21 protein-coding genes, 1 tRNA gene and 1 pseudogene are annotated in these 22,268 nt (G+C 49.6%); 10 read left to right on the plus strand and 13 right to left on the minus strand.

Features of this window, described 5'->3' with window-relative positions:
• Positions 1–198 precede the first annotated feature (198 nt).
• Entirely contained in the window at positions 199–462 is a 264-nt protein-coding gene (locus KHQ09_RS10530) for a hypothetical protein (RefSeq protein WP_213598160.1), read from the plus strand.
• A 97-nt stretch (positions 463–559) separates the two neighbouring features.
• Here KHQ09_RS10530 and KHQ09_RS10535 read toward each other — a convergent pair whose 3' ends face one another.
• Complete coding sequence (locus KHQ09_RS10535; protein WP_213598161.1) at positions 560–847, minus strand: hypothetical protein; 288 nt, start codon at positions 845–847, stop codon at positions 560–562.
• A gap of 292 nt (positions 848–1,139) precedes the next feature.
• Between KHQ09_RS10535 and KHQ09_RS10540 the strand changes: the two genes are divergently transcribed.
• Positions 1,140–1,634 carry a DUF2165 family protein gene (locus KHQ09_RS10540; protein ID WP_213598162.1) on the plus strand — a complete coding sequence of 165 codons (495 nt, stop codon included), beginning with the start codon at positions 1,140–1,142 and terminating at the stop codon, positions 1,632–1,634.
• Positions 1,635–1,808: 174 nt separating this feature from the next.
• Here KHQ09_RS10540 and KHQ09_RS10545 read toward each other — a convergent pair whose 3' ends face one another.
• Positions 1,809–2,231, minus strand: a complete 423-nt coding sequence (locus tag KHQ09_RS10545) for a VOC family protein (RefSeq protein WP_213598163.1) — start codon at positions 2,229–2,231, stop codon at positions 1,809–1,811.
• Positions 2,232–3,055: 824 nt separating this feature from the next.
• Between KHQ09_RS10545 and KHQ09_RS10550 the strand changes: the two genes are divergently transcribed.
• Positions 3,056–4,126, plus strand: coding sequence for a porin (locus KHQ09_RS10550; RefSeq protein ID WP_213598164.1), 1,071 nt, complete (start codon positions 3,056–3,058; stop codon positions 4,124–4,126).
• A gap of 255 nt (positions 4,127–4,381) precedes the next feature.
• On the opposite strand, the gene gcvA is transcribed toward KHQ09_RS10550, so the two are convergent.
• Entirely contained in the window at positions 4,382–5,284 is a 903-nt protein-coding gene (gene gcvA, locus KHQ09_RS10555; protein WP_213598165.1) for a transcriptional regulator GcvA, read from the minus strand.
• 117 nt (positions 5,285–5,401) lie between these two features.
• Here gcvA and KHQ09_RS10560 point away from each other — a divergent pair, with 117 nt between their 5' ends.
• Both KHQ09_RS10560 and KHQ09_RS10565 read left to right on the plus strand, forming a co-directional pair.
• Positions 5,402–6,322, plus strand: coding sequence for a DMT family transporter (locus tag KHQ09_RS10560; protein ID WP_238481618.1), 921 nt, complete (start codon positions 5,402–5,404; stop codon positions 6,320–6,322).
• A gap of 445 nt (positions 6,323–6,767) precedes the next feature.
• On the plus strand, positions 6,768–7,079 hold the full coding sequence (locus tag KHQ09_RS10565) for a hypothetical protein (protein WP_213598166.1): 312 nt from the start codon (positions 6,768–6,770) through the stop codon (positions 7,077–7,079).
• Positions 7,080–7,340: 261 nt separating this feature from the next.
• Here KHQ09_RS10565 and KHQ09_RS10570 read toward each other — a convergent pair.
• Positions 7,341–7,416 (minus strand) — tRNA-Thr (locus KHQ09_RS10570).
• 141 nt (positions 7,417–7,557) lie between these two features.
• Here KHQ09_RS10570 and KHQ09_RS10575 point away from each other — a divergent pair.
• Together KHQ09_RS10575 and KHQ09_RS10580 are read left to right on the plus strand one after the other, a co-directional pair.
• Positions 7,558–8,331, plus strand: a complete 774-nt coding sequence (locus tag KHQ09_RS10575; protein ID WP_213598174.1) for an NAD kinase — start codon at positions 7,558–7,560, stop codon at positions 8,329–8,331.
• A 371-nt stretch (positions 8,332–8,702) separates the two neighbouring features.
• Positions 8,703–9,906: pseudogene (locus KHQ09_RS10580) on the plus strand (DEAD/DEAH box helicase); the annotation flags it as partial.
• A gap of 474 nt (positions 9,907–10,380) precedes the next feature.
• Here the strand turns inward: KHQ09_RS10580 and sufA are convergent.
• A complete protein-coding gene (sufA, locus tag KHQ09_RS10585) occupies positions 10,381–10,761 on the minus strand; it encodes a Fe-S cluster assembly scaffold SufA (protein WP_075654899.1) in 381 nt (126 codons plus the stop codon).
• A 311-nt stretch (positions 10,762–11,072) separates the two neighbouring features.
• Between sufA and KHQ09_RS18590 the strand changes: the two genes are divergently transcribed.
• Positions 11,073–11,894: a hypothetical protein gene (locus KHQ09_RS18590; protein WP_213598176.1), complete on the plus strand. Its 822-nt coding sequence runs from the start codon at positions 11,073–11,075 to the stop codon at positions 11,892–11,894.
• 53 nt (positions 11,895–11,947) lie between these two features.
• Here the strand turns inward: KHQ09_RS18590 and KHQ09_RS10595 are convergent, their stop codons facing one another.
• Positions 11,948–12,394 (minus strand): carboxymuconolactone decarboxylase family protein, encoded by a 447-nt coding sequence (locus tag KHQ09_RS10595; protein ID WP_213598178.1) that lies wholly within the window; start codon positions 12,392–12,394, stop codon positions 11,948–11,950.
• Between the two features lie 87 nt (positions 12,395–12,481).
• Between KHQ09_RS10595 and KHQ09_RS10600 the strand changes: the two genes are divergently transcribed.
• Entirely contained in the window at positions 12,482–12,976 is a 495-nt protein-coding gene (locus tag KHQ09_RS10600; protein WP_213598180.1) for an RrF2 family transcriptional regulator, read from the plus strand.
• 39 nt (positions 12,977–13,015) lie between these two features.
• On the opposite strand, the gene KHQ09_RS10605 is transcribed toward KHQ09_RS10600, so the two are convergent.
• The 6 genes from KHQ09_RS10605 to KHQ09_RS10630 form a co-directional block, all read right to left on the minus strand.
• Positions 13,016–13,423, minus strand: coding sequence for an SUF system Fe-S cluster assembly protein (locus tag KHQ09_RS10605; protein WP_139316353.1), 408 nt, complete (start codon positions 13,421–13,423; stop codon positions 13,016–13,018).
• Between the two features lie 5 nt (positions 13,424–13,428).
• Complete coding sequence (locus tag KHQ09_RS10610) at positions 13,429–14,673, minus strand: cysteine desulfurase (protein ID WP_213598182.1); 1,245 nt, start codon at positions 14,671–14,673, stop codon at positions 13,429–13,431.
• 130 nt (positions 14,674–14,803) lie between these two features.
• The gene (sufD, locus tag KHQ09_RS10615; RefSeq protein ID WP_374828066.1) at positions 14,804–16,081 is read right to left on the minus strand and encodes a Fe-S cluster assembly protein SufD; all 1,278 of its coding nucleotides are present in this window, start codon (positions 16,079–16,081) and stop codon (positions 14,804–14,806) included.
• Positions 16,082–16,089: 8 nt separating this feature from the next.
• Positions 16,090–16,845 carry a Fe-S cluster assembly ATPase SufC gene (sufC, locus tag KHQ09_RS10620; protein WP_022711442.1) on the minus strand — a complete coding sequence of 252 codons (756 nt, stop codon included), beginning with the start codon at positions 16,843–16,845 and terminating at the stop codon, positions 16,090–16,092.
• A gap of 90 nt (positions 16,846–16,935) precedes the next feature.
• On the minus strand, positions 16,936–18,459 hold the full coding sequence (sufB, locus tag KHQ09_RS10625; RefSeq protein WP_213598184.1) for a Fe-S cluster assembly protein SufB: 1,524 nt from the start codon (positions 18,457–18,459) through the stop codon (positions 16,936–16,938).
• Between the two features lie 221 nt (positions 18,460–18,680).
• Complete coding sequence (locus tag KHQ09_RS10630) at positions 18,681–19,895, minus strand: cysteine desulfurase family protein (protein WP_213598186.1); 1,215 nt, start codon at positions 19,893–19,895, stop codon at positions 18,681–18,683.
• Positions 19,896–20,182: 287 nt separating this feature from the next.
• On the opposite strand from KHQ09_RS10630, the gene KHQ09_RS10635 reads away from it, so the two are divergent.
• Positions 20,183–20,857: an alpha/beta hydrolase gene (locus KHQ09_RS10635; RefSeq protein ID WP_022711445.1), complete on the plus strand. Its 675-nt coding sequence runs from the start codon at positions 20,183–20,185 to the stop codon at positions 20,855–20,857.
• Positions 20,858–20,899: 42 nt separating this feature from the next.
• Here KHQ09_RS10635 and KHQ09_RS10640 read toward each other — a convergent pair whose 3' ends face one another.
• The gene (locus tag KHQ09_RS10640) at positions 20,900–22,021 is read right to left on the minus strand and encodes an anhydro-N-acetylmuramic acid kinase (protein ID WP_213598188.1); all 1,122 of its coding nucleotides are present in this window, start codon (positions 22,019–22,021) and stop codon (positions 20,900–20,902) included.
• Positions 22,022–22,268: the final 247 nt, after the last annotated feature.

Consider the following 22,268-nt stretch of genomic DNA (forward strand, 5'->3'; position numbering starts at 1 on the left):
CGCATTTAAAGACAATACACATATTGCATCAGAATATCGCAAGTAGTGATTTAGAATGCATCAGCTTCCAAGATAATCTTTGGCCTGAACCGGTATTACTGCCGATTCCCAAGCAAAATTCATACTGAAAGAGACACCTGCTCTTTATCAGGATCAGGCAGTTAATAAATCTCATTCACAGATCAGAGAGATACACCGATGAAAAGCATTTTAGGTATTGCTCTTATTGTTGTTGCAACAGCGATAGCAGGTTGCTCGAAGGAGCCAGCATGCACACCGGAAATAATTGCCAAGAAAGCGCAGGAACTGAATGCTGCCTTACAAGAGTCGATCATGAAAGACCCGACCAAAGTGCAGGAATTGTCGGCAAAAGTTCAGGAACTTGCCACAAAATACAATGGCGCGGATGATTCTCAGGCATGTAAGGCATATGATGACTTACTGTCTGCTATAAAAGGCTAAAATATAACGGGCTTCTTATCCTCTAAGGAGCCCGTTTTATTGAAATACAGCTATATATAGATACGCCCCGCACAGCGAATCTTCACCTGAGCTGATATCAGGCCGTTTTGCGCTGACGGGTAGAAAACAGCACCAAAAGCCCTGCTGCAAAACCATAGGCAGCCCATTTATAAGGCAACAGATCAGCGACTTCGCTGCGTATAGCACGAACGGCTACAGTACCGGGGCGCGTTTCTACGGCCGTTTGGCCGCTATTGCGTGCCTGTTCAATTTTCTGCGGTGAAACAACCCACTCTGCATCCGCATATTTATCATAGGCCATAAAACCGAAACCTACGATGAGTGCCACGACGACTGCAGTTATCAGGCGAGTTTGAATATTCATCTGCGATCTTCCACGGCCGAAATAATAATCGCGCAGTAAATACTTCAACAGGAAGTTTTCAAGCTATCAGTTCGTCTGAGTTACTTTTGACAATCATTCAGCACCCAAAAAGTATATAATACCGGTATATTCTCGCAGAAAATTCCGCATCTGAATGCGAGTATTTTGTTTATAAAAAATATATCAGCTTAAAATTATTGTTTTAATTATAAAACCAACCTAAGCACTCCCGCAGATAAGCGCTTATTATATCCGAGTGCTTACGCGCCCGATAAATAAAGAAAGTTACAATATGATCATACGTCTATCAAAAATCTTTATGGTGATGGCAATTGCCCTATTTTCATCCTTGGTAGCATTTGGCAACATCACAGATTACGGCTCAAACTTTGCATTTGTGCATCACGTATTCCTCATGGATACAATCTTTCCTGATGCAACAATCAAGTACAGAGCCATTGAATCTGAATGGCTTCATCACGTAGGTTATATTGGCATTATAACCCTCGAAACACTGACTGCCATTATCTGCTGGGTTGCCGGTTTCAAGCTGCTGGCAGCACGCAATGAACCTGCCAAAGTTTTCAATAAAAGCAAAAACCTTGCAGTTGCAGGTCTCACCCTCGGCTTTCTGACATGGCAGGTCGCCTTTATGTCGGTGGGCGGTGAATGGTTCGGAATGTGGATGTCCAAACAGTGGAATGGCGTGCCTGACGCATTCCGCTTCTTCGTCACCATCATTCTGGTTCTGATTTATCTGGTTCAGCCGGATAAAGACGACGAATAAGATTTAAATAACAGTCCTGCCGCAGTCATATATGCGGCAGGGTTTTGCTTTACCTCGACAAAAGCCTGAGCTGACGGTCGCGTGCAATACAGCCCGCATTCAAGACTCCGAATGGCCGCCATATTTGATGTTATAATCAGGCTATATTTTGCGAAGACTTATTGCTGACGGATCTTAATTCGCTGGCAGCATCTTCGGGTTCCAGACTATTTCCCATAAATGCCCGTCGGGGTCGGTAAAGTAGCCCGCATAACCACCCCAGAAAGTCTCCTGCGGTGCCTTCACGATTTTAGCACCTGCGCGCTCAGCTTTGAGCATTACATCATCGACCTCTTCCCGTAGCAGAACATTATGCCCGATACTGGCAGCGGTAGAGCTGACCGGATGCTTCGGTAATCCGCAGTCATAGGCCAGATCATCCTGCGCAAAAACTGCGAGTTTCAGGCCAGCGGAGAGATCAAAAAACGCCACAGCACCATGCTCGAATTCACGCCCGAAAATGCCTTCAGACGGCAATCCCAGCCCATCATGATAGAATGAAAAAGAATGTTCGAGATTGGCCACACCGAGTGTGAGAACAGAAATACGTGGCTTCATATCCATACCCTTCCTATTTAGCGTCCGCACCATACGGACACTTCAATAGTCATGGGCCGTCACCTTTTGTGACAGAAGGACCCGCAAAGCGGGGGCCGGGCCAACCTTCCCGAACCTAACCTGTTTTTGACCGCTTGATGATAGCTGCAGGCCAACGACAGGTCAATATTCGTGTTTTCAGAGCCAAACTGCTGCAAGGTTTGCAACGAGTTTCCATTTACAAATAACACGCGAATACATGCACACCAGCACATAATCAGCGCTTTGCAAAAGCAGATCACTACAAGAATCATGAATATTCAATGAGCATTTCAAGTCAAAATGCGACATGCCTGCCCGCTAATTATTGTACAGACGGCGATATGACGGAAAAGTTCAGGAAAGCTGACGCGTGATGAAAAACACTGTTTTCAACTTATTGTGAGGCAAGAAAAGTGCTGCCAGTCAGTAAAAATAGCACTGTAATAAGCATGTCACAAACACCTTAAAAACCAACGGTAACCGCTTCGAATAATATCAATGCAAACATTTGATTTTATTGAGTAATTTTACGACTATTTATATTCATGACACTAATTTTAAGATAAGTCACCTCTTTAAAAATGCCTCATCCGATCAGGCGTTTTTCCACGCCAATCTCACAACAATTTTACCACTCACTAAATTGTGACCAAAAAGATACAGGGTCATTTCCATCTCATATTTCAGTAATTTTTCATATTTCCATACCCTCCCGCCTTCCATATCAACCAAAGCGCAAGATGTTTCCGAATCTCAAAATTGGAAAGTCTCAACAATCAATCGCTTACGCGGGAGAATACACAATGACCATTAAGAGCCTTCTTCTCGGCTCCGCTGCAGCACTCGTTGCAGCAACCGGCGCTCAGGCTGCCGACGCCATCGTTGCACCAGAACCAGAAGCAGTAGAATATGTGCGCGTTTGCGACGCTTACGGCGCTGGCTACTTCTACATTCCAGGCACAGAAACCTGCCTGCGTCTTTCCGGTTATGTTCGCGCTGACTTTAAAGCTGGCGACGATGTGTATTCCGGCCGTGACCGCGAAACATGGTCAACCAACACCCGCTTCACACTGCGCACACACACAGCTTCGGAAACCGAACTCGGCACACTGAAGACCTTCACCGAAAACCGTTTCAACTTCGGTGACGGCGAACAGAAATCCCACACTCTGAAGCACGCTTACATTCAGCTGGGCGGCCTGCTCATCGGTAAAACCGATTCAGCATTCCACACCTTCACAGGTTACCTCGGCGACGTAATCAACGATGACGTTGTATCGCCAGGTGCTTACAACACAAACATCATCAGCTACACCTTCAAAGGCGGCAACGGCTTCTCGGCAATCATCTCTGCCGAACAGGGTGAAAAAGTTACAGCATTCACCGACACCAACGGCAACGTTTATGACGGCGTAATCGACGACTACATGCCACACGTTGTTGGTGGTCTGAAGTTCGAACAGGCTTGGGGCTCGATCGCAGCTGCTGCAGCTTACGACTCTGAAATCGAAGAGTGGGCTGGTAAAGTTCGCCTCGACGTAAACGTAACTGACGTATTCTCCGTATGGGTACAGGGCGGTTACGCTTCTTACGAAGCTCCTGTTGGCATGTACGGCAACTGGGGCGGCGATTGGGCTGTCTGGGGTGGTCTGAAGTACAAGGCAACCGACAAAGCTACTTTCAACCTGCAGGCTGCTTACGAAGATTTCGGCAAACAGGCTTACACTGCAAACGTAGCTTACCAGCTGGTTCCAGGCTTCACAATTACTCCTGAAGTTTCCTACACCAAGTGGAAAGACACCGACAAATACGCTCCAGCCGTTCGTGGCGAAGGCGCATTCGGTGGTATGATCCGCTTCCAGCGTTCGTTCTAATAAAATTCATTAGGGGGATGAATATAACTCATCTCCCTAAGAGCGTAGTCTAGACTTGGTTATGACCTCCAGTCATCAAAATACTATCCATTCAGCTACGCTCACGGGACACGGCGGGAAATCGAACATCTCGCCGTGTTTTTATTTTCTAAACACAATAAGATATTCCAGCCTCTTTTTACAAACCGCCCTTCGGCATTAGCCTTCTCATTTAAAATGATTGGCACGCCAAGCACTTACCCGAGGATAAGAGTGCTATTCAGGCATATTAAACCGGCGGATTTCTTCATTCATCCAATCTCTGAATGCACAGATCTTCGGATGGTCACGGCTACCTTTTGCGTAAATAAGATCATAGCCATGCTCAACCTCCAGACGGAATGCAGGGAACAGCTCCACCAGCCGGCCTGAGGCCAGATCCTCAGCAATAAGTACGCTGCGCCCCAGTGCCACGCCCTCACCTCTGATTGCCGCCTCTATGGACATACTTCCATGACTGTAACCGGCACCGCGTATATTACTGCCTTTTACCCCGAAGAGCTCAAACCAACGATGCCAGTCCGTTTTCATTCCGTTTTCATGTATCAATTTACAGGAAAGCAAATCTGCGGCAGCTGCTATACCGCCCGTCTTCTCACAATAAGCAGGTGAACAAACCGGACTTACAGTCTCGTCCATGATGCGCTCACTATCCGCATTGGGATATATGCCATTCCCGTAACGTAAAACGACATGCGCGGAGGAAACATTAAAATCGACAGCATTTTCATTCACCTCTAGATGGATATCGTAATCGGGGTAACAGCTCATCAAGCGGTGCAAACGCTGCGCTAACCATTTGCTCGCAAATGAAATACTGCAATTGATGACCAGTTTTGCGTCAGTATTTCTAGTCCGGATATTTTCAGTCTCCCGCGCCAGTTCCGACAGCAAGTGAGTAACTGCGGCAAAGTAATTTGCCCCGTCATCCGTAAACTCAATTTTCCGCGTCAAACGCTTAAACAGCCTGCAACCAAGATTATCTTCCAAAGCTTTGATCTGCCTGCTGACGGCTCCATGCGTAACACACAGCTCTTCTGCAGCCAGCGTCATACTCAATCGCCTGCCCGTAGCCTCAAAAGCACGAAGTGTTTGCAACGGAGGAAGATGGCCTGCCATATTTTACATCCATACATGATAAAATCTCACGCATAGTGTGATTATAAATGGTTTGTCTGCAAGAGGCAGAGAGCGGTAAATCTTAAGAAAAGCTCGCGCTATTCTGAGGATTTCTCAATGAGTCAAACCTTAAGCAACAAAACTGCATATATTGCAATTTCTCACAAGCCGGTCACGCTTATCAGCTTTGGTGCAATGTTGCTTCTGGCGCTGATGTGGGGGCTCTCCATACCGGCAACCAAGCTGGGTCTAAACTCAACACCACCGTTGACACTCACCGCATTGCGGTATGCAGTTGCCGTGCCGTTTATGCTGTTGCTGTTAATCGGGAAAAAGCCCTTACCGTGGAAAGCAGTCCCCACCGTGGCTATGCTTGGCATTATCGGCATTGGTTTGGGACAGGTCGCACAAACAATAGGTGTAAATGGTACATCGGCCTCAGTCGGAACCATTCTCTCCGCAACCATTCCCTTGTTTATTGTGATCTTTGCAACATACCGGTTAAAGCAACCGATCACGATTATTCAGATATGCGGTGTTGCGACAGCGTTTATTGGCATTGTCGTTGTTGCATTTGAGAACACATCTCCTGACATAACCACCACGTTTTCGGGGCCCGTCTGGATACAGATTTCGGCCATTGCGGTTGCATTCTATTATGTCTGGAGTGTTGAACTGACACTTAAATATGGAACCGTTGTGGTCGTAACGTGGAGCACATTCTTCGGGCTGCTGGCAATGATCCCGCTTGCTGCCTGGGAAACTTATCAGGCTCCCTTCACACTCACGGCCATTTCATTCGGTGCGGCTGCATATCTTGGGTTAATCGTGAGTGTAGCCGGATTATTCTTATGGATCGGTATTTTAAAGAATGTACCGGCACCGGTTGCAGCCAGCATTCAATATCTTCAGCCAGTATTTGGGATAATTGCTTCAGCCATTCTGTTCGGTGACAATATTGGTTTACAATTTTTGCTCGGTGTCTCACTTATTTTGGCAGGCCTCGCACTCACTATGCGAAACAAAAAGGCTCGGTAAATATATGTATCCATCAATCAATCAGCCGACGTATAATTGCCAAAATCGCACCATGTATTTCCTTATCTGAACATTGCAACATGCTGCACAGGAATGACGCTTTTGATAAGATCTCGTCTTGAAATGAAAAGAGCTATTCCTCTGCTCATTGCCACACTCGCATTAACAGCCTGCGGCGCAGGCAAAGCTGCAATGGACTCAGGAAAAAACTTTGACCGTTACGCCTGCATGTCCAAAAACTTCAAAGGACAAGAACCCTGCTCAAACCCGACTGCGCAGGAAACACAGCCTTAAAAGCCATATCATCTCAGGCATTACAGCTAAGTGCAAACCAGCCTTTCAGCTGACATGTTAATTGGTAGCAGGCACTATACACGCCAAAACTTCACACATTGCAGCGATGATCAAAGTGAATAAATCCCCCCCCCAACATCCGAGGTCGATAATGTATGCAGCTGGGTTTATCGTTCTGTTGTTAATGAGTTTAATTGCCATAGCAGCAAATAATAAACTTCATCATCTGCACAGACTTCCGATGCAATGGAGTCTTTCCGGACAGGTTAACTGGTCAGCTCCGAGAGTTATAGCACTGGCTTCATTTCCTGCCATTTTTGCGGCGATCAGCTCTGCGCTTATTCTCACCAGTATTTCAGAGCATGAGCAGTCAACAGCTCAATCCCTTATTTTTCTGGGCATCGTGATGATTGGCTTGCAGATATTACATCTCTGGCTCGTCCATAAAAAAAGTAGCCGTTAAACCGCCTTTTCAAAACTATAATTTAATCTCCCCAGCGCTCTGACAATAGCGAACAGGAATCCGAATCCTGACCGCGGAGAATCAACCTTCAACAATCAACGACTGAACAGCATCAAACATGCTGCCAATGAAGCTGACAGGAATAGCCTTTGCATTAAGCAATAACATGTGCGGGAAAAGATTATAAATGCTTCGTATTATCAAATCTCATTTCTGAGATTAGTTGAAAAAGCACAACAATTACAATGATAAGATTGTAAGTGGTGCCCCCAGAGAGACTCGAACTCCCGACCCCCTGATTACAAATCAGGTGCTCTACCAACTGAGCTATAAGGGCAACTGACGGCTAGATAGCATATTCTTTTTGTTTGTAAAACGGAAAATCGCTTAGACGCAGAAAAAATAACAATGTTTTGCCTCTTATCCACATTTAGGCTACAAATCCTCATCCAATCATGCAGCTTTTCGGCAGAAACTGATGAAATACCCGTATAAAAAATTCTTTTATATCACTTCAGGCACTCCGGAATCGGTCTCGGCCGCGGAATCATTACGCAATCGCTATGGTGAATCACCTGCAGGTGAAGCAGATGCCCTCATTGTGCTTGGCGGTGACGGGGTCATGTTACAGGCTTTGCATGATCATATGAATCACGAGCGCCCGATTTACGGCATGAATCGCGGTTCAGTCGGCTTCCTTATGAATGAATATCACGAGGACAATTTGCCCAAGCGTGTTGCTGCAGCGCACGCCGAAACTATCCGCCCTCTTGAAATGATTGCTGAATCGCGTGAGAGCGGCACGGTCAAAGCACTGGCCATCAATGAAGTGTCCGTTTTGCGCCAATCTTACCAAGCGGCGAAAATCCGCATCAGTATTGATGACAAAGTGCGGCTGGAAGAACTGATCTGCGACGGACTGATGGTGGCCACCCCTGCCGGCTCCACCGCCTACAATCTTTCCGCTCAGGGACCAATCCTGCCGCTCGACTCCCCGCTGCTGGCTCTGACCCCCGTCAGCCCTTTCCGTCCGCGTCGTTGGCGCGGTGCATTACTGCCGAAATCCGTCACTGTACGTATGGATATTCTTGAAGTCGACAAGCGGCCGGTCAATGCCGTGGCGGATCATACAGAAGTGAAATCCGTCACTTCTGTAACCGTGCGCGAAGATACGCAAAACCGTGTCACCTTGCTTTTTGATGAAGAGCACACATGGGATGAGCGTATCCTCAATGAGCAGTTCCGTTATTAAGCGCCGTGCGCCTATTGGGCGCACAAAACTCGTACTAGTCAGAAAGCCAAGGAAAATCGGCCAAAACTGCATAGTTAGTCATACGCGGATCTGCAAAACCACTGATAAAACAGAGATAAACAGCATCACTTTATAACAATGCGATGCTTCTATTGGCAGATCGTATAGTTGTGGGCTGCCGGAATATCAATTATATCAACCTAAATCGAAGCAAAAACGGCATTTTTGTTGACTTTTTGGCCTGTTCCCCGTAACGGCTTTATTAATTTTAACGCAATGCGCAAACATAAGCGCTTTTCCTGTCCTGTTGTCATGCGGACATTACCGGTCGGGTCCAGTGCGCTTCTTCCAAAAAGAGAGCTACGCCTCCATTGACGACATTTGCAGAACTCGGTCTGTCACCGAAAATACTGGCAGCGGTAGAAGCCGCCGGTTACACCACCCCTACTCCTATTCAGGCTGGCGCCATTCCTCAGGCCTTGGAACGTAAAGACGTTCTCGGTATTGCCCAGACCGGTACCGGCAAAACAGCATCCTTTGTATTGCCGATGCTGCATCTGCTTGAAAAAGGCCGTGCACGCGCACGTATGCCGCGTACACTCATTCTTGAACCAACCCGCGAACTCGCAGCGCAGGTTGAAGAGAATTTTGTAAAATACGGCGTTAATCACCGTATTAACGTTGCTCTGCTGATCGGCGGCGTCTCCTTTGATGAACAGGAGCGCAAGCTGGAACGCGGCGCTGATGTGCTGATCGCTACTCCTGGTCGTCTGCTCGATCATTTTGAGCGCGGCAAACTGCTGCTGACCGGTGTTGAAATTCTGGTTATCGACGAAGCAGACCGTATGCTGGACATGGGTTTCATCCCTGATATCGAACGTATCTGCAAGCTGATCCCGTTCACGCGTCAGACCCTGTTCTTCTCGGCAACCATGCCTGCGGAAATCACCAAGCTGACTGAGCAGTTCCTGCATTCACCAGCCCGCGTTGAGGTTGCCAAAGCATCGACAACCGCCAAGACGGTGACGCAGCGTCTGGTTAAATCGGCTAAGAAGCCATGGGATAAACGCGCAGTGCTGCGTGATCTTATTCAGGCCGAAGGCGATGATCTGAAAAATGCGATCATTTTCTGCAACCGCAAAATGGATGTGTCAGAACTGTTCCGCTCGCTGGTAAAGCACGGCTTTAATGCCGGTGCGCTCCATGGCGATATGGATCAGCGCGCGCGCATGACCATGCTGAGCAATTTTAAAGACGGCAATCTTCAGCTTCTGGTGGCCTCTGATGTGGCTGCCCGTGGTCTGGATATTCCCGATGTCAGCCATGTGTTCAACTATGACATTCCGATCCATGCCGAAGATTATGTCCACCGCATCGGCCGTACCGGTCGTGCAGGCCGCTCGGGCAAGGCATTCTCGATCATCACCGGTGCAGATACCAAGTATCTTGATGCCATCGAGAAAATGATCGGCGAAAAGATTGAATGGCTGGACGGTGATCTCTCCACTCTGCCTGCACAGGAAGAGACCGAAGAAACCGGTCGCCGCGGCCGCAACAACCGTGGTAAGAACGGCAAGAAATCCCGTGATAAAGATCACAAGGAAAAACAGACACAGCCACGCGTTGCAGAAGAAAAAACTGCTGAAGCACCTCAGGCTGTGGCAGACATTTCCGCGCTCAATGCGCCGCAGCCTGTTCTGCCGGACAATGTCTCCATCGGCACTGCCGTTACAGCGGAACCGGTTCGCCCTGCTCCGCACAAAAACGGTCATGAAGATCGCCGCCAGAACCACAACCAGAATGGCCAGCAGAATAAGCGCCATCGTCGTGATTTTGATGATGAACCGTCACCGCTGGGCTTCGGCGATGACATTCCGGCTTTCATGCTGATACCGATTAATATTTAAGCATTTCCAGCAAAAGTGGGAACCGGTTTTGCGTAGGATAATGCGTCAGACAAATGTTTAGAGCATTTTCAATTGAAAATGCTCTAAAAAAGAAAAACCCGCCGAATGGCGGGTTTTTTATTATCTGTATTTAACGGGATAATCAGGCAGCGCGGTGCGCAGCATCCAGTGCTTCCTGAGTAACCGGTGCCAATTCAACGGATTCACCACAGCCACAGGCCGATGTCTGGTTCGGGTTATTAAAGACGAAGCCTGTGCGCAGAGTTGTCACTTCAAAATCCATCTGTGTGCCCAGCAGGAACAATGCAGCTTCCGGTGCCACATAGACTTTTGCACCTTCATGCTCAATCAGATCATCACCGGCTTTGGCTTCTTCAGCCAGCGCAATCGTATATTCCATACCGGCGCAGCCGCCCTTTTTCACTCCCACGCGGATACCCAGAGCATCCTCATGAGAAGCCTGAATTTCGCGCACGCGTTCCGCTGCTGCGTCGGTCAGGGTCATGATGGAAAAACGTCCCATAAAATTTCTCACTTGTATCTGTTACATGGTTCAAGGCCATGTAGTTTCAACTTGCGAGGCCAACCTGAAATCCTGCACTAAGCCCCGATTGTCAGGTTTACCTCTGATACTCTATCTAGTCTCACACAGTCCTGACTGCAAGTAAAGCAACGCTCTGATCCTGCATTTAAAGCAAGTTTTTCTACTCTTTACAGCGCATAAGAATAAAATGAATAATTCGCAAAACGCGTAAAATTGCCATGATCTGTTTGCAGTCTTTTGCGAATAAAAGAACATCTCAGGTTCTTTGCCTCAGCTAAGCGGAGATTTTAATGGGTATTCAGCAGAGCCGTCATAACCCCGCATCGCATCGCCCCGTTGCATTGGCCATCACAGAGGATCGCGTTCAGCAACAGCGCTTTACAATCATGCGGCTGCTTGGAACCACGATTATCGGTGCAGCTTTGCTGACCGGCAGTGCGATTTATGCCAAGGCGGCTGGGACAGCTGAAACCAAGGACAAGCCTGCAGCACAGCAAAAGGTAAAGCCCGATGCTCTGAAAAAGGCAGGTGAAGCAGCAGCTAAAGATTCTGAGGAAGAAAAAGCCAAGGTCGAAAAAGCGAAAGCGGAGAAAACTGAAGCTGAAAAGCCGAAAGAAGATGCTGTGCCTGCGGATAAGCCGGACGCTAAAAAATCCACAGAAGCCACAAAAGAAGTGGCTGAGGGTTTGGTTCTGCCCGATTATGTGGATGACCGCAGCACACCGCAGAAATTGCTGGAATCCTATTACAACGCCATTAACCGCAAAGAATATGTGCGTGCCTACAGCTATTATGCTGAAGGCCAGCAAGGCGATGATTTTGAGAAATATGCCAAGGGCTATGCCGGAACTGAATCTGTAAGCATTAAGCTCGGCAGCAGCGAACCTGATCCGGGTGCCGGTCAGATCTATTGGTCTGTGCCGATTGCTATCGAATCCAAACTCGCTGAAGGTAAGTCGCAGGTTTATACCGGTTGCTACACGATCAGCATGAGCAATCCTGCCATGCAGGCAGTGCCGCCATTCAAACCAATGGCAATCATGGCAGGCACATTATCAAAATCACCGCTGCCGCTTGAAAAAAGCGTGCCGGAAGAATGCGGTGCACCTTAATTTCTGTATTCAGCTCTTTAAAAAGCCTGTCATCACTGACAGGCTTTTTTGTTTTATGGCTTACGCGGATGAATAAGCTGCGTGCTGACACCAATCCGGTTCCACAAATTGATCATGCCGACTGCCACAATCAGCTTGGCAATTTCTTCTTCAGAGAACTGCGCTTTCACACTTTCATAAAGAGTATCCGGCACGCCGAGTTCTGCAACCCGCGTCAGATGTTCGGTCCATTCCAGCACCGTACGGTCACGCGCATCAAAACACGGCGATTCACGCCATGCGCTTGTCATATATAAAGTCTGCATATCGATGCCATCTTTATGAGCATCACGGATATGAATATCCGTACAATAGGAACAGCCGTTAATCTGTGAAGCGCGGATTTTCACCAGATGCAGCAGACGCTTATCCAGCCCCGCTGCATCAACAGCTGCGTCCAATGCTTGTATTGACTGATAGAGAACCGGAGCGACTTTCGCGACATTCATTCTGTTTTTCATCACATATGCCTTGCAATAAGAATTTGCCTTAGAATCATCGATATATTATATCGATGATTAGAGGACAACAAATCTTAAAGGTATGATATGCGCAGAATGAGCGACGGTGTTGAGGCGGCATTGCATTGCGCACTCGTGCTGTCAGGGCTGCCGGAGGATAAGGTTCTGGCGGGGAAACATCTCGCAGAACTGCATGGCGTATCCGAGAGCTATCTGCTGAAGCACCTGCGTGCCCTCACCGCTGCTGATGTGATTATAGCTGTTCCGGGGCCGCGTGGCGGCTACCGGCTCGCACATGCGCCGCAACAGATTACATTGCTCGATATTGTGGAAGCGATTGACGGCAAAGAACCGGCCTTTATTTGCAGGGAGATCCGCCGCCGCGCCCCCGGAAAATCACAGGATCCCTGCAACTATAAGAGAGATTGTTTTATCAAGTCGCGGATGCTGGCCGCTGAACAGCTCTGGCGCGATGCTTTGCGCAGCCAGACTGTAGCCGATCTCATGCAGGACGGCGAGCAGCAGATCAGCCCTTCCAGCAAGCTACTCGTATCCGATTATCTTAGCTTACATGCCCGCTAAATAAAAAACGCTGCGTTTCCGCAGCGTTTTTTTAAAAAATCAGTACCAGCCCACAGCAACCTGAGCTTCTTCGGACATACGATCCGGTGTCCAAGGCGGATCAAAAGTCATAGTCACTTCCACATGGGAAACGCCCTCAACCGCGCCAACAGCATTTTCCACCCAACCCGGCATTTCACCGGCCACAGGGCAACCCGGTGCTGTCAGTGTCATATCGATTTTGACCGTGCGGTCATCTTCAATATCAACCTTGTAGATCAGGCCGAGCTCATAAATATCTGCCGGAATTTCCGGATCATAGACAGTTTTCAGCGCGCCGATAATATCATCGGTCAGGCGCAGCAATTCTTCTTCCGGAATTGCGGAAGCGGAAAACACTTTTGAAGCACTGTTTTCTTCATCTGCTGCGATCACATCTGCGACCGGCACTTGCTGTTTAGTATCCATATTCATCATCCAAAAAACTGTCTTGCTTTTTCAAGCGCTGCAACCAGAGCATCCACTTCCGCGCGGGTATTATACATAGCGAAGGAAGCACGGCAGGTCGATGTTACTCCAAAGCGCTGCAGCAATGGCTGAGCACAATGGGTGCCTGCCCGCACTGCAATTCCTGCACGGTCAATCAGGGTTGAAACGTCATGGGCATGAATGCCCTGCATCTCAAACGCAATGATCGCGCCTTTATCCGGTGCATTGCCGACAATACGCAGTGAGTTAATTCTCGCCAGAGACTCATGCGCATAGAGACGCAGATCAGCCTCATGGGCAGCAATAGCCTCACGACCTATGCTCTCTATATAGTCAAGGGCTGCGCCCAATCCAATAGCCTGCACGATCGGCGGGGTTCCGGCCTCAAAACGATGCGGCGGATGATTATAAGTGACATTATCAACTGTCACCTCTTCAATCATTTCACCACCACCCATAAACGGGCGCATCTGCTCCAGCATTTCCATACGGCCATACAGCACGCCGATACCGGACGGGCCATAGAGCTTGTGGCCGGTCATAATATACCAGTCACAGCCGAGATCACGCACATCCACCGGCATATGCACGGCAGCCTGCGAACCATCCACCAGAACCGGAATACCCCGCGCATGGGCAAGCTCGACGATCTTTTTAATTGGCAGAACCGTACCCGTCACATTGGACATATGGGTCAGCGCAATCAGCTTGGTTTTCGGCGTAATGCATTTCTCGAATTCATCGAGATGAAACACACCTTCATCATCCACCGGCGCAAAAACCAGCTTGGCACCCTGACGCTCACGGATGAAATGCCAAGGCACGATATTGGAATGATGCTCAAGAATGGTGAGCAGGATTTCATCGCCCTCACCGATCTTCGGCATACCATAGCCATAGGCAACCGTATTGATCGCCTCTGTGGCTGATTTGGTAAAGACGATCTCGTCTACAGAACCGGCATTGAGAAAGCCGCGTACTTTTTCACGCGAACGCTCATAGGCATCGGTCGTCGCATTAGAGAGATAATGCAGGCCGCGATGCACATTGGCATATTCGTTGGAATAGGCATTCGTCACCGCATCAATAACCGCCTGCGGCTTCTGTGCCGAGGCACCATTATCGAGATAGATCAGCGGCTTGCCATAGACTTCACGCGACAGGATCGGGAAATCACGGCGGATTGCTTCAACATCATAATTTTGCAGTACAGACGATAATTGATTCATAATCGTACTCCTGAGCACTTTGTGCTCAAAAAAGCAGGCAAGAGCACTGGATGCTCACAAAAATCAATAAGGCACCATGTGCTCTATATCAGGGAAGAAGAGCGGGAAATTTCCCGCTCTTTTTGCATCATCAAGCGTGCTTTTCGAGCCAGCTCTGCAAAATATCTTCCAGCTTTTCAACGAGGGTTTCGTTTTCCAGCTCTTCGATCACTTCTGCGATAAAGGCTTTGACCAGCAGGCCACGGGCTGCATTTTCAGGCACACCGCGCGCCATCAGATAGAAAAGGTGATCCTTTTCAATCTCACGCACAGTCGCACCGTGACCGCAGGCCACGTCATCAGCAAAGATTTCCAGCTCAGGTTTGGCTGCAAATTCCGCATCATCTGACAACAGCAATGTGTTACAGGCCATTTTCGCGTCAGTTTTCTGAGCGATCTGCGCAACGCGGATCATGCCCTGAAAAATACCGCGCGCTTTGTCTGTCACCACATTGCGCACAACCTCGGTCGAGGTGGTGTTTTCAACGAGATGACCAACATTCATGGTCACGTCAGTCACTGTTTCGCCGCCAAGCAGGTTGAGCGTACGAAGCTGGAAGTCAGAGCCTTCGCCCTTTACATCCACATTGATTTCCTGACGCACCAGCTTGCCGCCAGCATTCATCACGAACAGGATCAGCTTGGAATTCTCACCGATTGTCACATTAATCTGCGACAACTGCGTGGAAAGATCCGTATGCTCACGCACGATAACCCAGACGATTTCTGAATTATCAGCAATGGTCACATGACCGATACTGGTTGCGAAAGTCTCTGCCTCACCGCCGATCTGGCGCTCGATAAATGTCGCTTTGACATTCGAGCCGATCTTGACCGGAAAACGCACATGGGACTGGCCGGAAGGCTGCAAATTTTGCAGCTCAACAGCCTGCTCCAGCTCGGTACCGTCAGCAACAGACAGACCCCAGCCATCGCTGGCATAGGCTGCGTTGATCTGGCCGATCGCATCATCATCACCACGGGTTTTCAGAGTATGGGCAGCAATGCCCTGTCCCAGAATATCGCGGATCGCTTCAACGCGCACGCCTTCGATCTGCACAGGCTTCTGCGCAACACCATTGGCAACGGTCAGCACGGCAGAACCGTCAAGCAGCGGCGCAACAGATTTATGGCTCACATTCGCATCAAACGGTGCAACCGAGCGCAGCAATGTACGCAGATCTGTATAGTGCCAGCTTTCAATACGACGGCCAGGCAGACCATTGATTTTCAAAGCTTCCAGTGCGTTATCACGGGCGCTTACGACTTCCGTATCACCCGGCAGATCACCGACGCGGACAGCGAATGCATCAATCAATGCACTCTCAGCCGGCGTTCTGACCTTCTGAAGATGGACGTTCATATTCATCCCTCTCTTTAAGCAGCTGCGCCGATGATTTCAGCGTATCCGTTTTCTTCCAGATGCAGAGCGAGGCTCTTATCACCGGATTTGATCACCTGTCCTTTGTAAAGAACATGCACGCTGTCCGGAACAATATATTCAAGCAGACGCTGATAGTGGGTGATCACGATCACAGCACGGTCAGGCGAACGCAGAGCATTCACACCATCGGAAACGATCTTCAGCGCATCAATGTCCAGACCGGAGTCGGTTTCATCGAGAACACAGAGTGATGGTTCCAGAAGCTGCATCTGCAGAATTTCCGCACGCTTCTTCTCACCGCCGGAGAAACCGACATTAAGCGGACGCTTCAGCATGGCCATATCCATGTTCAGGCCACCGGCAGCTTCTTTAACGCGACGCAGCAGTTCAGGAATTTTCAGCTCTTCTTCACCGCGTGCCTTACGCTGCGCATTCATCGCAACTTTCAGGAATTCCATTGTGGCAACGCCCGGAATTTCCAGCGGATACTGGAATGCAAGGAAGATGCCCTTGGCTGCACGTTCCGCAGGATCGAGTTCCAGAATGCTTTCGCCGTTATACAGAATGTCACCGGATGTCACTTCATAGTCTGAACGACCGGCCAGAATGTAAGACAGGGTGGATTTACCCGAACCGTTCGGGCCCATAATCGCAGCCACTTCACCGGCTTTAACGGTGAGGTTCAGACCACGGATGATCTCTGTATCCGTGTCAGCGATTTTGGCGTGCAGATTAATGATCTCTAACATGAGTGTAACCTTTTATACCGGATCTCTCAGGATCCGAAAAATATCAATGAGCTGATTAAAGGGGCGGAGATCGCACTCCGCCAGCCCTGTTTAACCAACCGAACCTTCGAGCGAGATACCGATAAGCTTCTGAGCTTCCACGGCAAATTCCATCGGCAGTTCCTGAATAACTTCCTTAACGAAGCCGTTCACGATCAGAGCAATCGCCTCTTCTTCCGGAATACCGCGCTGCATCACATAGAACAGCTGGTCTTCAGAGATTTTCGAGGTTGTTGCTTCATGCTCGAACTGCGCAGTCGAGTTTTTCGCTTCGATATAAGGCACCGTATGCGCGCCGCAATCATTGCCGATCAGCAATGAGTCACACTGGGTGAAGTTACGGGCATTGGTTGCTTTACGATGGGCAGAAACCTGACCGCGATAGGTATTGTTGGAGTTACCCGCCGAAATACCTTTCGAGATGATGCGGCTCGATGTGTTCTTACCGAGATGGATCATCTTGGTACCGCTGTCGATCTGCTGATAACCGTTGGATACCGCAATCGAGTAGAACTCACCGCGGGAATCATCACCACGCAGAATGCAGGAAGGGTATTTCCATGTGACAGCAGAGCCGGTTTCGACCTGTGTCCATGAAATCTTCGAACGGTCGCCACGGCAATCGCCGCGCTTGGTCACAAAGTTATAAATACCGCCCTTGCCTTCCTTATCGCCCGGATACCAGTTCTGGACGGTGGAATATTTGATTTCGGCATCATCAAGCGCGATCAGTTCAACAACAGCTGCATGGAGCTGGTTTTCATCACGCTGCGGTGCTGTACAGCCTTCCAGATAGGACACATAAGCGCCCTCTTCGGCAATAATCAGTGTACGCTCGAACTGGCCTGTATCTTTTTCGTTGATACGGAAATAGGTCGACAGTTCCATCGGGCAGCGAACGCCCTTAGGTACATAGACGAATGATCCGTCCGTAAAGACAGCGGAGTTGAGTGTGGCGTAATAATTGTCCGAAACCGGCACAACAGAAGCCAGATATTTCTTCACCAGTTCCGGATATTCGCGGATTGCTTCCGAAATCGAGCAGAAAATCACACCGGCTTTGGCAAGCTCAGCCTTAAAGGTGGTGACAACGGAAACACTGTCAAACACCGCATCAACCGCTACACGGCCTGATGCGTAAACATTGTCTGCCGGATTGCCGTCAATCTCGCTCGGCTCACCCTGTTTGCGCACACCGGCCAGAATTTCCTGCTCACGCAGCGGAATTCCGAGCTTTTCATAGGTGCGCAGCAGTTCCGGATCAACTTCATCCAGAGACTTAGGGCCGGTCTGATTTTTAGGAGCCGCATAATAGCGGATATCCTGAAAATCAATTTCCGGATAATTGACGCGCGCCCATTTCGGCTCTTCCATAGTGAGCCAGCGCTTATAGGCGTCCAGACGCCATTCCAGCATCCATTCCGGCTCTTCTTTTTTAGCGGAAATGAAACGGATAATATCTTCGTTCAGCCCCTTCGGAGCTTTATCCATTTCGATGGTTGTTTCAAAACCATATTTGTACTGGTCCACGTCAAGCGTGGCGACCTGATCGATCGTTTCCTGCACTGCAGGCATCGCCGTTCTCCATCCTTGTCAGGGTCAAGGCCCGACAGTTAAAAACGTTATGGCAGCAATCATTTTGCTGTCATAAACATATAGTGCGCATTGATGCGCTGTAAAAGCCTGTCAGCTGGCGATGTTTTAAAGAGCACCGCCTCAGACTTTGAACTCCGGCCGGTTTTGCATCACATTACTGTGCGCAAAACCACAGTGGCCATTCAGAAATACCTGCCCTTTCAGGCGGCATTATTTTCCGATTCGCCCGAAAACTGTGCCTGAACCTGACTGCGTGTCTGATCCCGTCTGGCTACCAGTCTTTCGAAAATCGTCAGAAATGCTTCTGCATCCTGCATTGTCGCCGACTTTTCTGTCGAGACGCGCAATGCACCGCATTCATCCTCATAGCCCATCGCCGCGAGCACATGGCTTGCGCCAACCTTACCTGAAGAACAGGCCGAACCGGCAGAAAGTGCAATACCGCCCAGATCAAAAGCGATCTGCATGGTCTCGGCCTTCATACCGGGCAAAGAAATAAAACTCGTATTCGGCAGGCGCGGCACGGCATCACCATGCACCAGCACATCATCTGCCAGCCTGCGCACACCACTTTCAATCACAGTGCGGATTGCATCCGACCAGCGCGGCAGATTGCTGCCCTCCTGCTGTGCAACCAAGGCCTCACGCGCAGCGGCACCAAAACCGGCGATCAGCGGCAAGGCTTCAGTACCGGCACGATGCCCCTTCTCCTGCCCGCCACCGCGCACCAGCGCAGACGGCATAACCAGATCAGAGATCGCAACCACAGCACCAACACCTTTAGGGCCGCCGATTTTATGCGAAGAGAGAATGAGATAGTCGGCAGAGGCTGCAGCAATATCAAGCGCGATGCGCCCTGCAGCCTGCACGGCATCCACAATGAAGAATCCGCCCGCAGCTTTTACCAGCGCGCCGATTTTCTCTACCGGCTGAATAACACCAGTCTCATTATTCGCCCACTGTACTGCTACCAGCGGCAGACCTTTGGCTTTATCATGCGCTTTTAACGCCTGTTCCAGCACATCCAGATCAACGATGCCCTGACGATCAACCGGCAACACAGTCACATTCTCCGCAGCAAAACGCCCGCCGGATAACATGCACGGATGCTCAGTTGCAGAAACATAAAGATGCGACAGGCGCAGTTCCGAGCGCCCCATCTTATAAAGCGGTGTCAGCAATGTGTTTGCTGCTTCGGTTGCACCGGAGGTGAAAAACACATGATCCGGCTTTGCACCGCAAAGGGCTGCCACGTCACGTCGAGCCGATTCAACCAGCGCGCGCGCCGCACGACCTTCCTGATGCACAGAAGACGGATTACCTGTCACATTCAATGCCGCGACCACAGCCTCGCGCGCTGCTTCACTCAGCGGCGCACTGGCATTATAATCGAAATAGATACGCGGCTTTGGCATTGCAGACTCTTTCGCGAAGCACCATATTTGCGTTAAACGCGCAATTATCTTGAAATTTCAAACCAGAGCAGACTATTAAGCTGCATGAGTGTTTTTTTACACCCTCCAGTTTTGAAAGATTCTAAAGTCGGTTGTAAGATTTATGAGCGAAACAGTCAAGGATTTGCTCAGAATTTAAGCCGTAAAGTCATGATTGGTAACAATCAGGCTTATAAATAACAAATACGACACTTGTGTTGCGAACCGGCCATTTGGTCACGCAACCCGGCGGTTATAGCGGAGTACATATGCCAGAAGTCATCTTTAATGGTCCTGCGGGTCGCCTTGAAGGGCGTTATCAGCCTTCAAGCGAGAAGAATGCACCAATCGCCATCATCCTGCACCCGCATCCGCAATTCGGCGGCACCATGAATAACAAGATCGTTTATGATCTGTTTTACATGTTCCAGAGCCGCAATTTCACGACTCTGCGTTTTAACTTCCGCGGAATCGGACGCAGCCAGGGTGAATTTGATCACGGCGCGGGTGAATTGTCCGATGCGGCAAGCGCACTGGACTGGGTGCAGTCGCTGCATCCTGATTCCAAAACTTGCTGGGTTGCCGGTTATTCTTTCGGTGCGTGGATTGGTATGCAGTTGCTGATGCGCCGTCCGGAAATCGAAGGCTTCATGTCGATTGCACCGCAGCCGAACACCTATGATTTCTCGTTCCTCGCACCGTGCCCTTCTTCGGGTCTGATCATTCATGGTGATCAGGATAAGGTTGCACCGCCGAAGGATGTGCAGGTTCTGGTTGATAAACTGAAGACCCAGAAGGGCATCACGATCACGCAGAACACCATGGCCGGTGCCAATCACTTCTTCTCCGGCATGGGTGATGAGCTGATTGCGGAATGTTCGGAATATCTTGATCGTCGCCTGATGGGCGAGCTGACAGAAGTTCGCCAAAAACGTCTGCGCTAATCGACAAAAGCAAAAGACCGGCTAATCGCCGGTCTTTTTTATTTATGCCTTTACCAAGACCCCGCCACTCACCGGCTTGTCGCAACCGGTTGTTGAGGGATAAGTCAGCGGCAAGCCTCTCAGGCTGCGCACAGCCAGATAGCCCCAAGCCTCGGCTTCCATGGAATCACCATCCAGCCCTGCTGTATCCGCATCAATCACCACAGCGCCTTCAGCTTGTGCCAAGGCAGAGAGTTCAGCCATAATCGCTGCATTCTTGCGCCCGCCGCCACTCACAACATAGCTGCGAGGCTTCTGCGGCAGATGGGACGCTGATTGCAGGATCGAAGCCGCCGCAACATAGGCCAATGTGCGGGCACCATCCTCAACCGATACAACACCGATTGAAGGCACAGCAAAGTCCCCGCGATCCAGTGCGCGGCGCTGATTACCGATGAAAAATGCATTACCCAGATAATGCGCGGCCAACTCGGTATTTACAGCACCACTCAATGCCAGCGCACCACCGGCATCAAAGCTACCCTGCCCGTGCAGTTCCATCCACTGATCGATCAGCATATTACCGGGTCCGCTGTCAAAAGCTGCCAGCCGCCCTGTCTCATCGACATAGGTCAGATTGGAAATCCCGCCAATATTGACGAAGACAACCGGCATATCCGGCTGCTGCTCCAGATTATGTGCCAAGGCCGCATGATAGGCGGGGATCAGCGGCGCACCCTGCCCGCCATGACGCATATCCTCAGCGCGCATATCATATACCACATCAATACCGGCTTCCTGTGCCAGCAAAGCCCCGTCACCGATCTGTACTGTCAGCGCATCATCCGGGCGATGCAGCACCGTCTGCCCGTGGAAACCGATGACATCAACATCATCCGCGCTCAGACCATGCGCGAACAAAAAGTCCTGCACGGCAACGGCATGCAGCAATGTCAGATCATGCTCAAGTTTTTCAAGAATACCAATACGCTCATCACGCTGCGTCATGCTTCTGGCATCAACAAGCCCTTGTTTCAGACGGGCACGGAAAGCATCGGAATAATTCATGCTGCCGGAAGCAATGCGCTCAACCACCTGCTCACCGTCTGTTTTGATCAGCGCCAGATCAATGCCATCCATAGAGGTGCCGCTCATCAGTCCGAGTGCGCGATAGAGTGCAGTCATCTTTGTCTTTCTGTTTTCAATATTTCCGGTTTTGTACAGTTGGCAGGTACTCGCAGGTTACATAAACCACACAAACGGCACAAAACGACAGCAATTTGCGATAAAATCGCCTTTTACGATGTCACACCTTTATTGTGATTTGCCCTGCAATAATGTTAAACGCTGGATTGTGTCAGTCACCGGAATAATATTCACGGCCTGCTCTCTGGGGTCTTCCCATATCACAATCCTTTGTCAGACAGGAAAA

Origin of the sequence: Pseudochrobactrum algeriensis, assembly GCF_018436245.1 — a bacterium.
Classification (GTDB): Bacteria; Pseudomonadota; Alphaproteobacteria; order Rhizobiales; family Rhizobiaceae; genus Pseudochrobactrum; species Pseudochrobactrum saccharolyticum.

Bases quoted from the DNA above. Each gene is read 5' to 3' on its own strand.
- KHQ09_RS10530 (WP_213598160.1), top strand. From the start codon at position 199: ATGAAAAGCATTTTAGGTATTGCTCTTATTGTTGTTGCAACAGCGATA.
- KHQ09_RS10535 (WP_213598161.1), bottom strand. From the start codon at position 847: ATGAATATTCAAACTCGCCTGATAACTGCAGTCGTCGTGGCACTCATC.
- KHQ09_RS10540 (WP_213598162.1), top strand. From the start codon at position 1,140: ATGATCATACGTCTATCAAAAATCTTTATGGTGATGGCAATTGCCCTA.
- KHQ09_RS10545 (WP_213598163.1), bottom strand. From the start codon at position 2,231: ATGAAGCCACGTATTTCTGTTCTCACACTCGGTGTGGCCAATCTCGAA.
- KHQ09_RS10550 (WP_213598164.1), top strand. From the start codon at position 3,056: ATGACCATTAAGAGCCTTCTTCTCGGCTCCGCTGCAGCACTCGTTGCA.
- gcvA (WP_213598165.1), bottom strand. From the start codon at position 5,284: ATGGCAGGCCATCTTCCTCCGTTGCAAACACTTCGTGCTTTTGAGGCT.
- KHQ09_RS10560 (WP_238481618.1), top strand. From the start codon at position 5,402: ATGAGTCAAACCTTAAGCAACAAAACTGCATATATTGCAATTTCTCAC.
- KHQ09_RS10565 (WP_213598166.1), top strand. From the start codon at position 6,768: ATGTATGCAGCTGGGTTTATCGTTCTGTTGTTAATGAGTTTAATTGCC.
- KHQ09_RS10575 (WP_213598174.1), top strand. From the start codon at position 7,558: ATGAAATACCCGTATAAAAAATTCTTTTATATCACTTCAGGCACTCCG.
- sufA (WP_075654899.1), bottom strand. From the start codon at position 10,761: ATGGGACGTTTTTCCATCATGACCCTGACCGACGCAGCAGCGGAACGC.
- KHQ09_RS18590 (WP_213598176.1), top strand. From the start codon at position 11,073: ATGGGTATTCAGCAGAGCCGTCATAACCCCGCATCGCATCGCCCCGTT.
- KHQ09_RS10595 (WP_213598178.1), bottom strand. From the start codon at position 12,394: ATGAAAAACAGAATGAATGTCGCGAAAGTCGCTCCGGTTCTCTATCAG.
- KHQ09_RS10600 (WP_213598180.1), top strand. From the start codon at position 12,482: ATGCGCAGAATGAGCGACGGTGTTGAGGCGGCATTGCATTGCGCACTC.
- KHQ09_RS10605 (WP_139316353.1), bottom strand. From the start codon at position 13,423: ATGGATACTAAACAGCAAGTGCCGGTCGCAGATGTGATCGCAGCAGAT.
- KHQ09_RS10610 (WP_213598182.1), bottom strand. From the start codon at position 14,673: ATGAATCAATTATCGTCTGTACTGCAAAATTATGATGTTGAAGCAATC.
- sufD (WP_374828066.1), bottom strand. From the start codon at position 16,081: ATGAATATGAACGTCCATCTTCAGAAGGTCAGAACGCCGGCTGAGAGT.
- sufC (WP_022711442.1), bottom strand. From the start codon at position 16,845: ATGTTAGAGATCATTAATCTGCACGCCAAAATCGCTGACACGGATACA.
- sufB (WP_213598184.1), bottom strand. From the start codon at position 18,459: ATGCCTGCAGTGCAGGAAACGATCGATCAGGTCGCCACGCTTGACGTG.
- KHQ09_RS10630 (WP_213598186.1), bottom strand. From the start codon at position 19,895: ATGCCAAAGCCGCGTATCTATTTCGATTATAATGCCAGTGCGCCGCTG.
- KHQ09_RS10635 (WP_022711445.1), top strand. From the start codon at position 20,183: ATGCCAGAAGTCATCTTTAATGGTCCTGCGGGTCGCCTTGAAGGGCGT.
- KHQ09_RS10640 (WP_213598188.1), bottom strand. From the start codon at position 22,021: ATGACTGCACTCTATCGCGCACTCGGACTGATGAGCGGCACCTCTATG.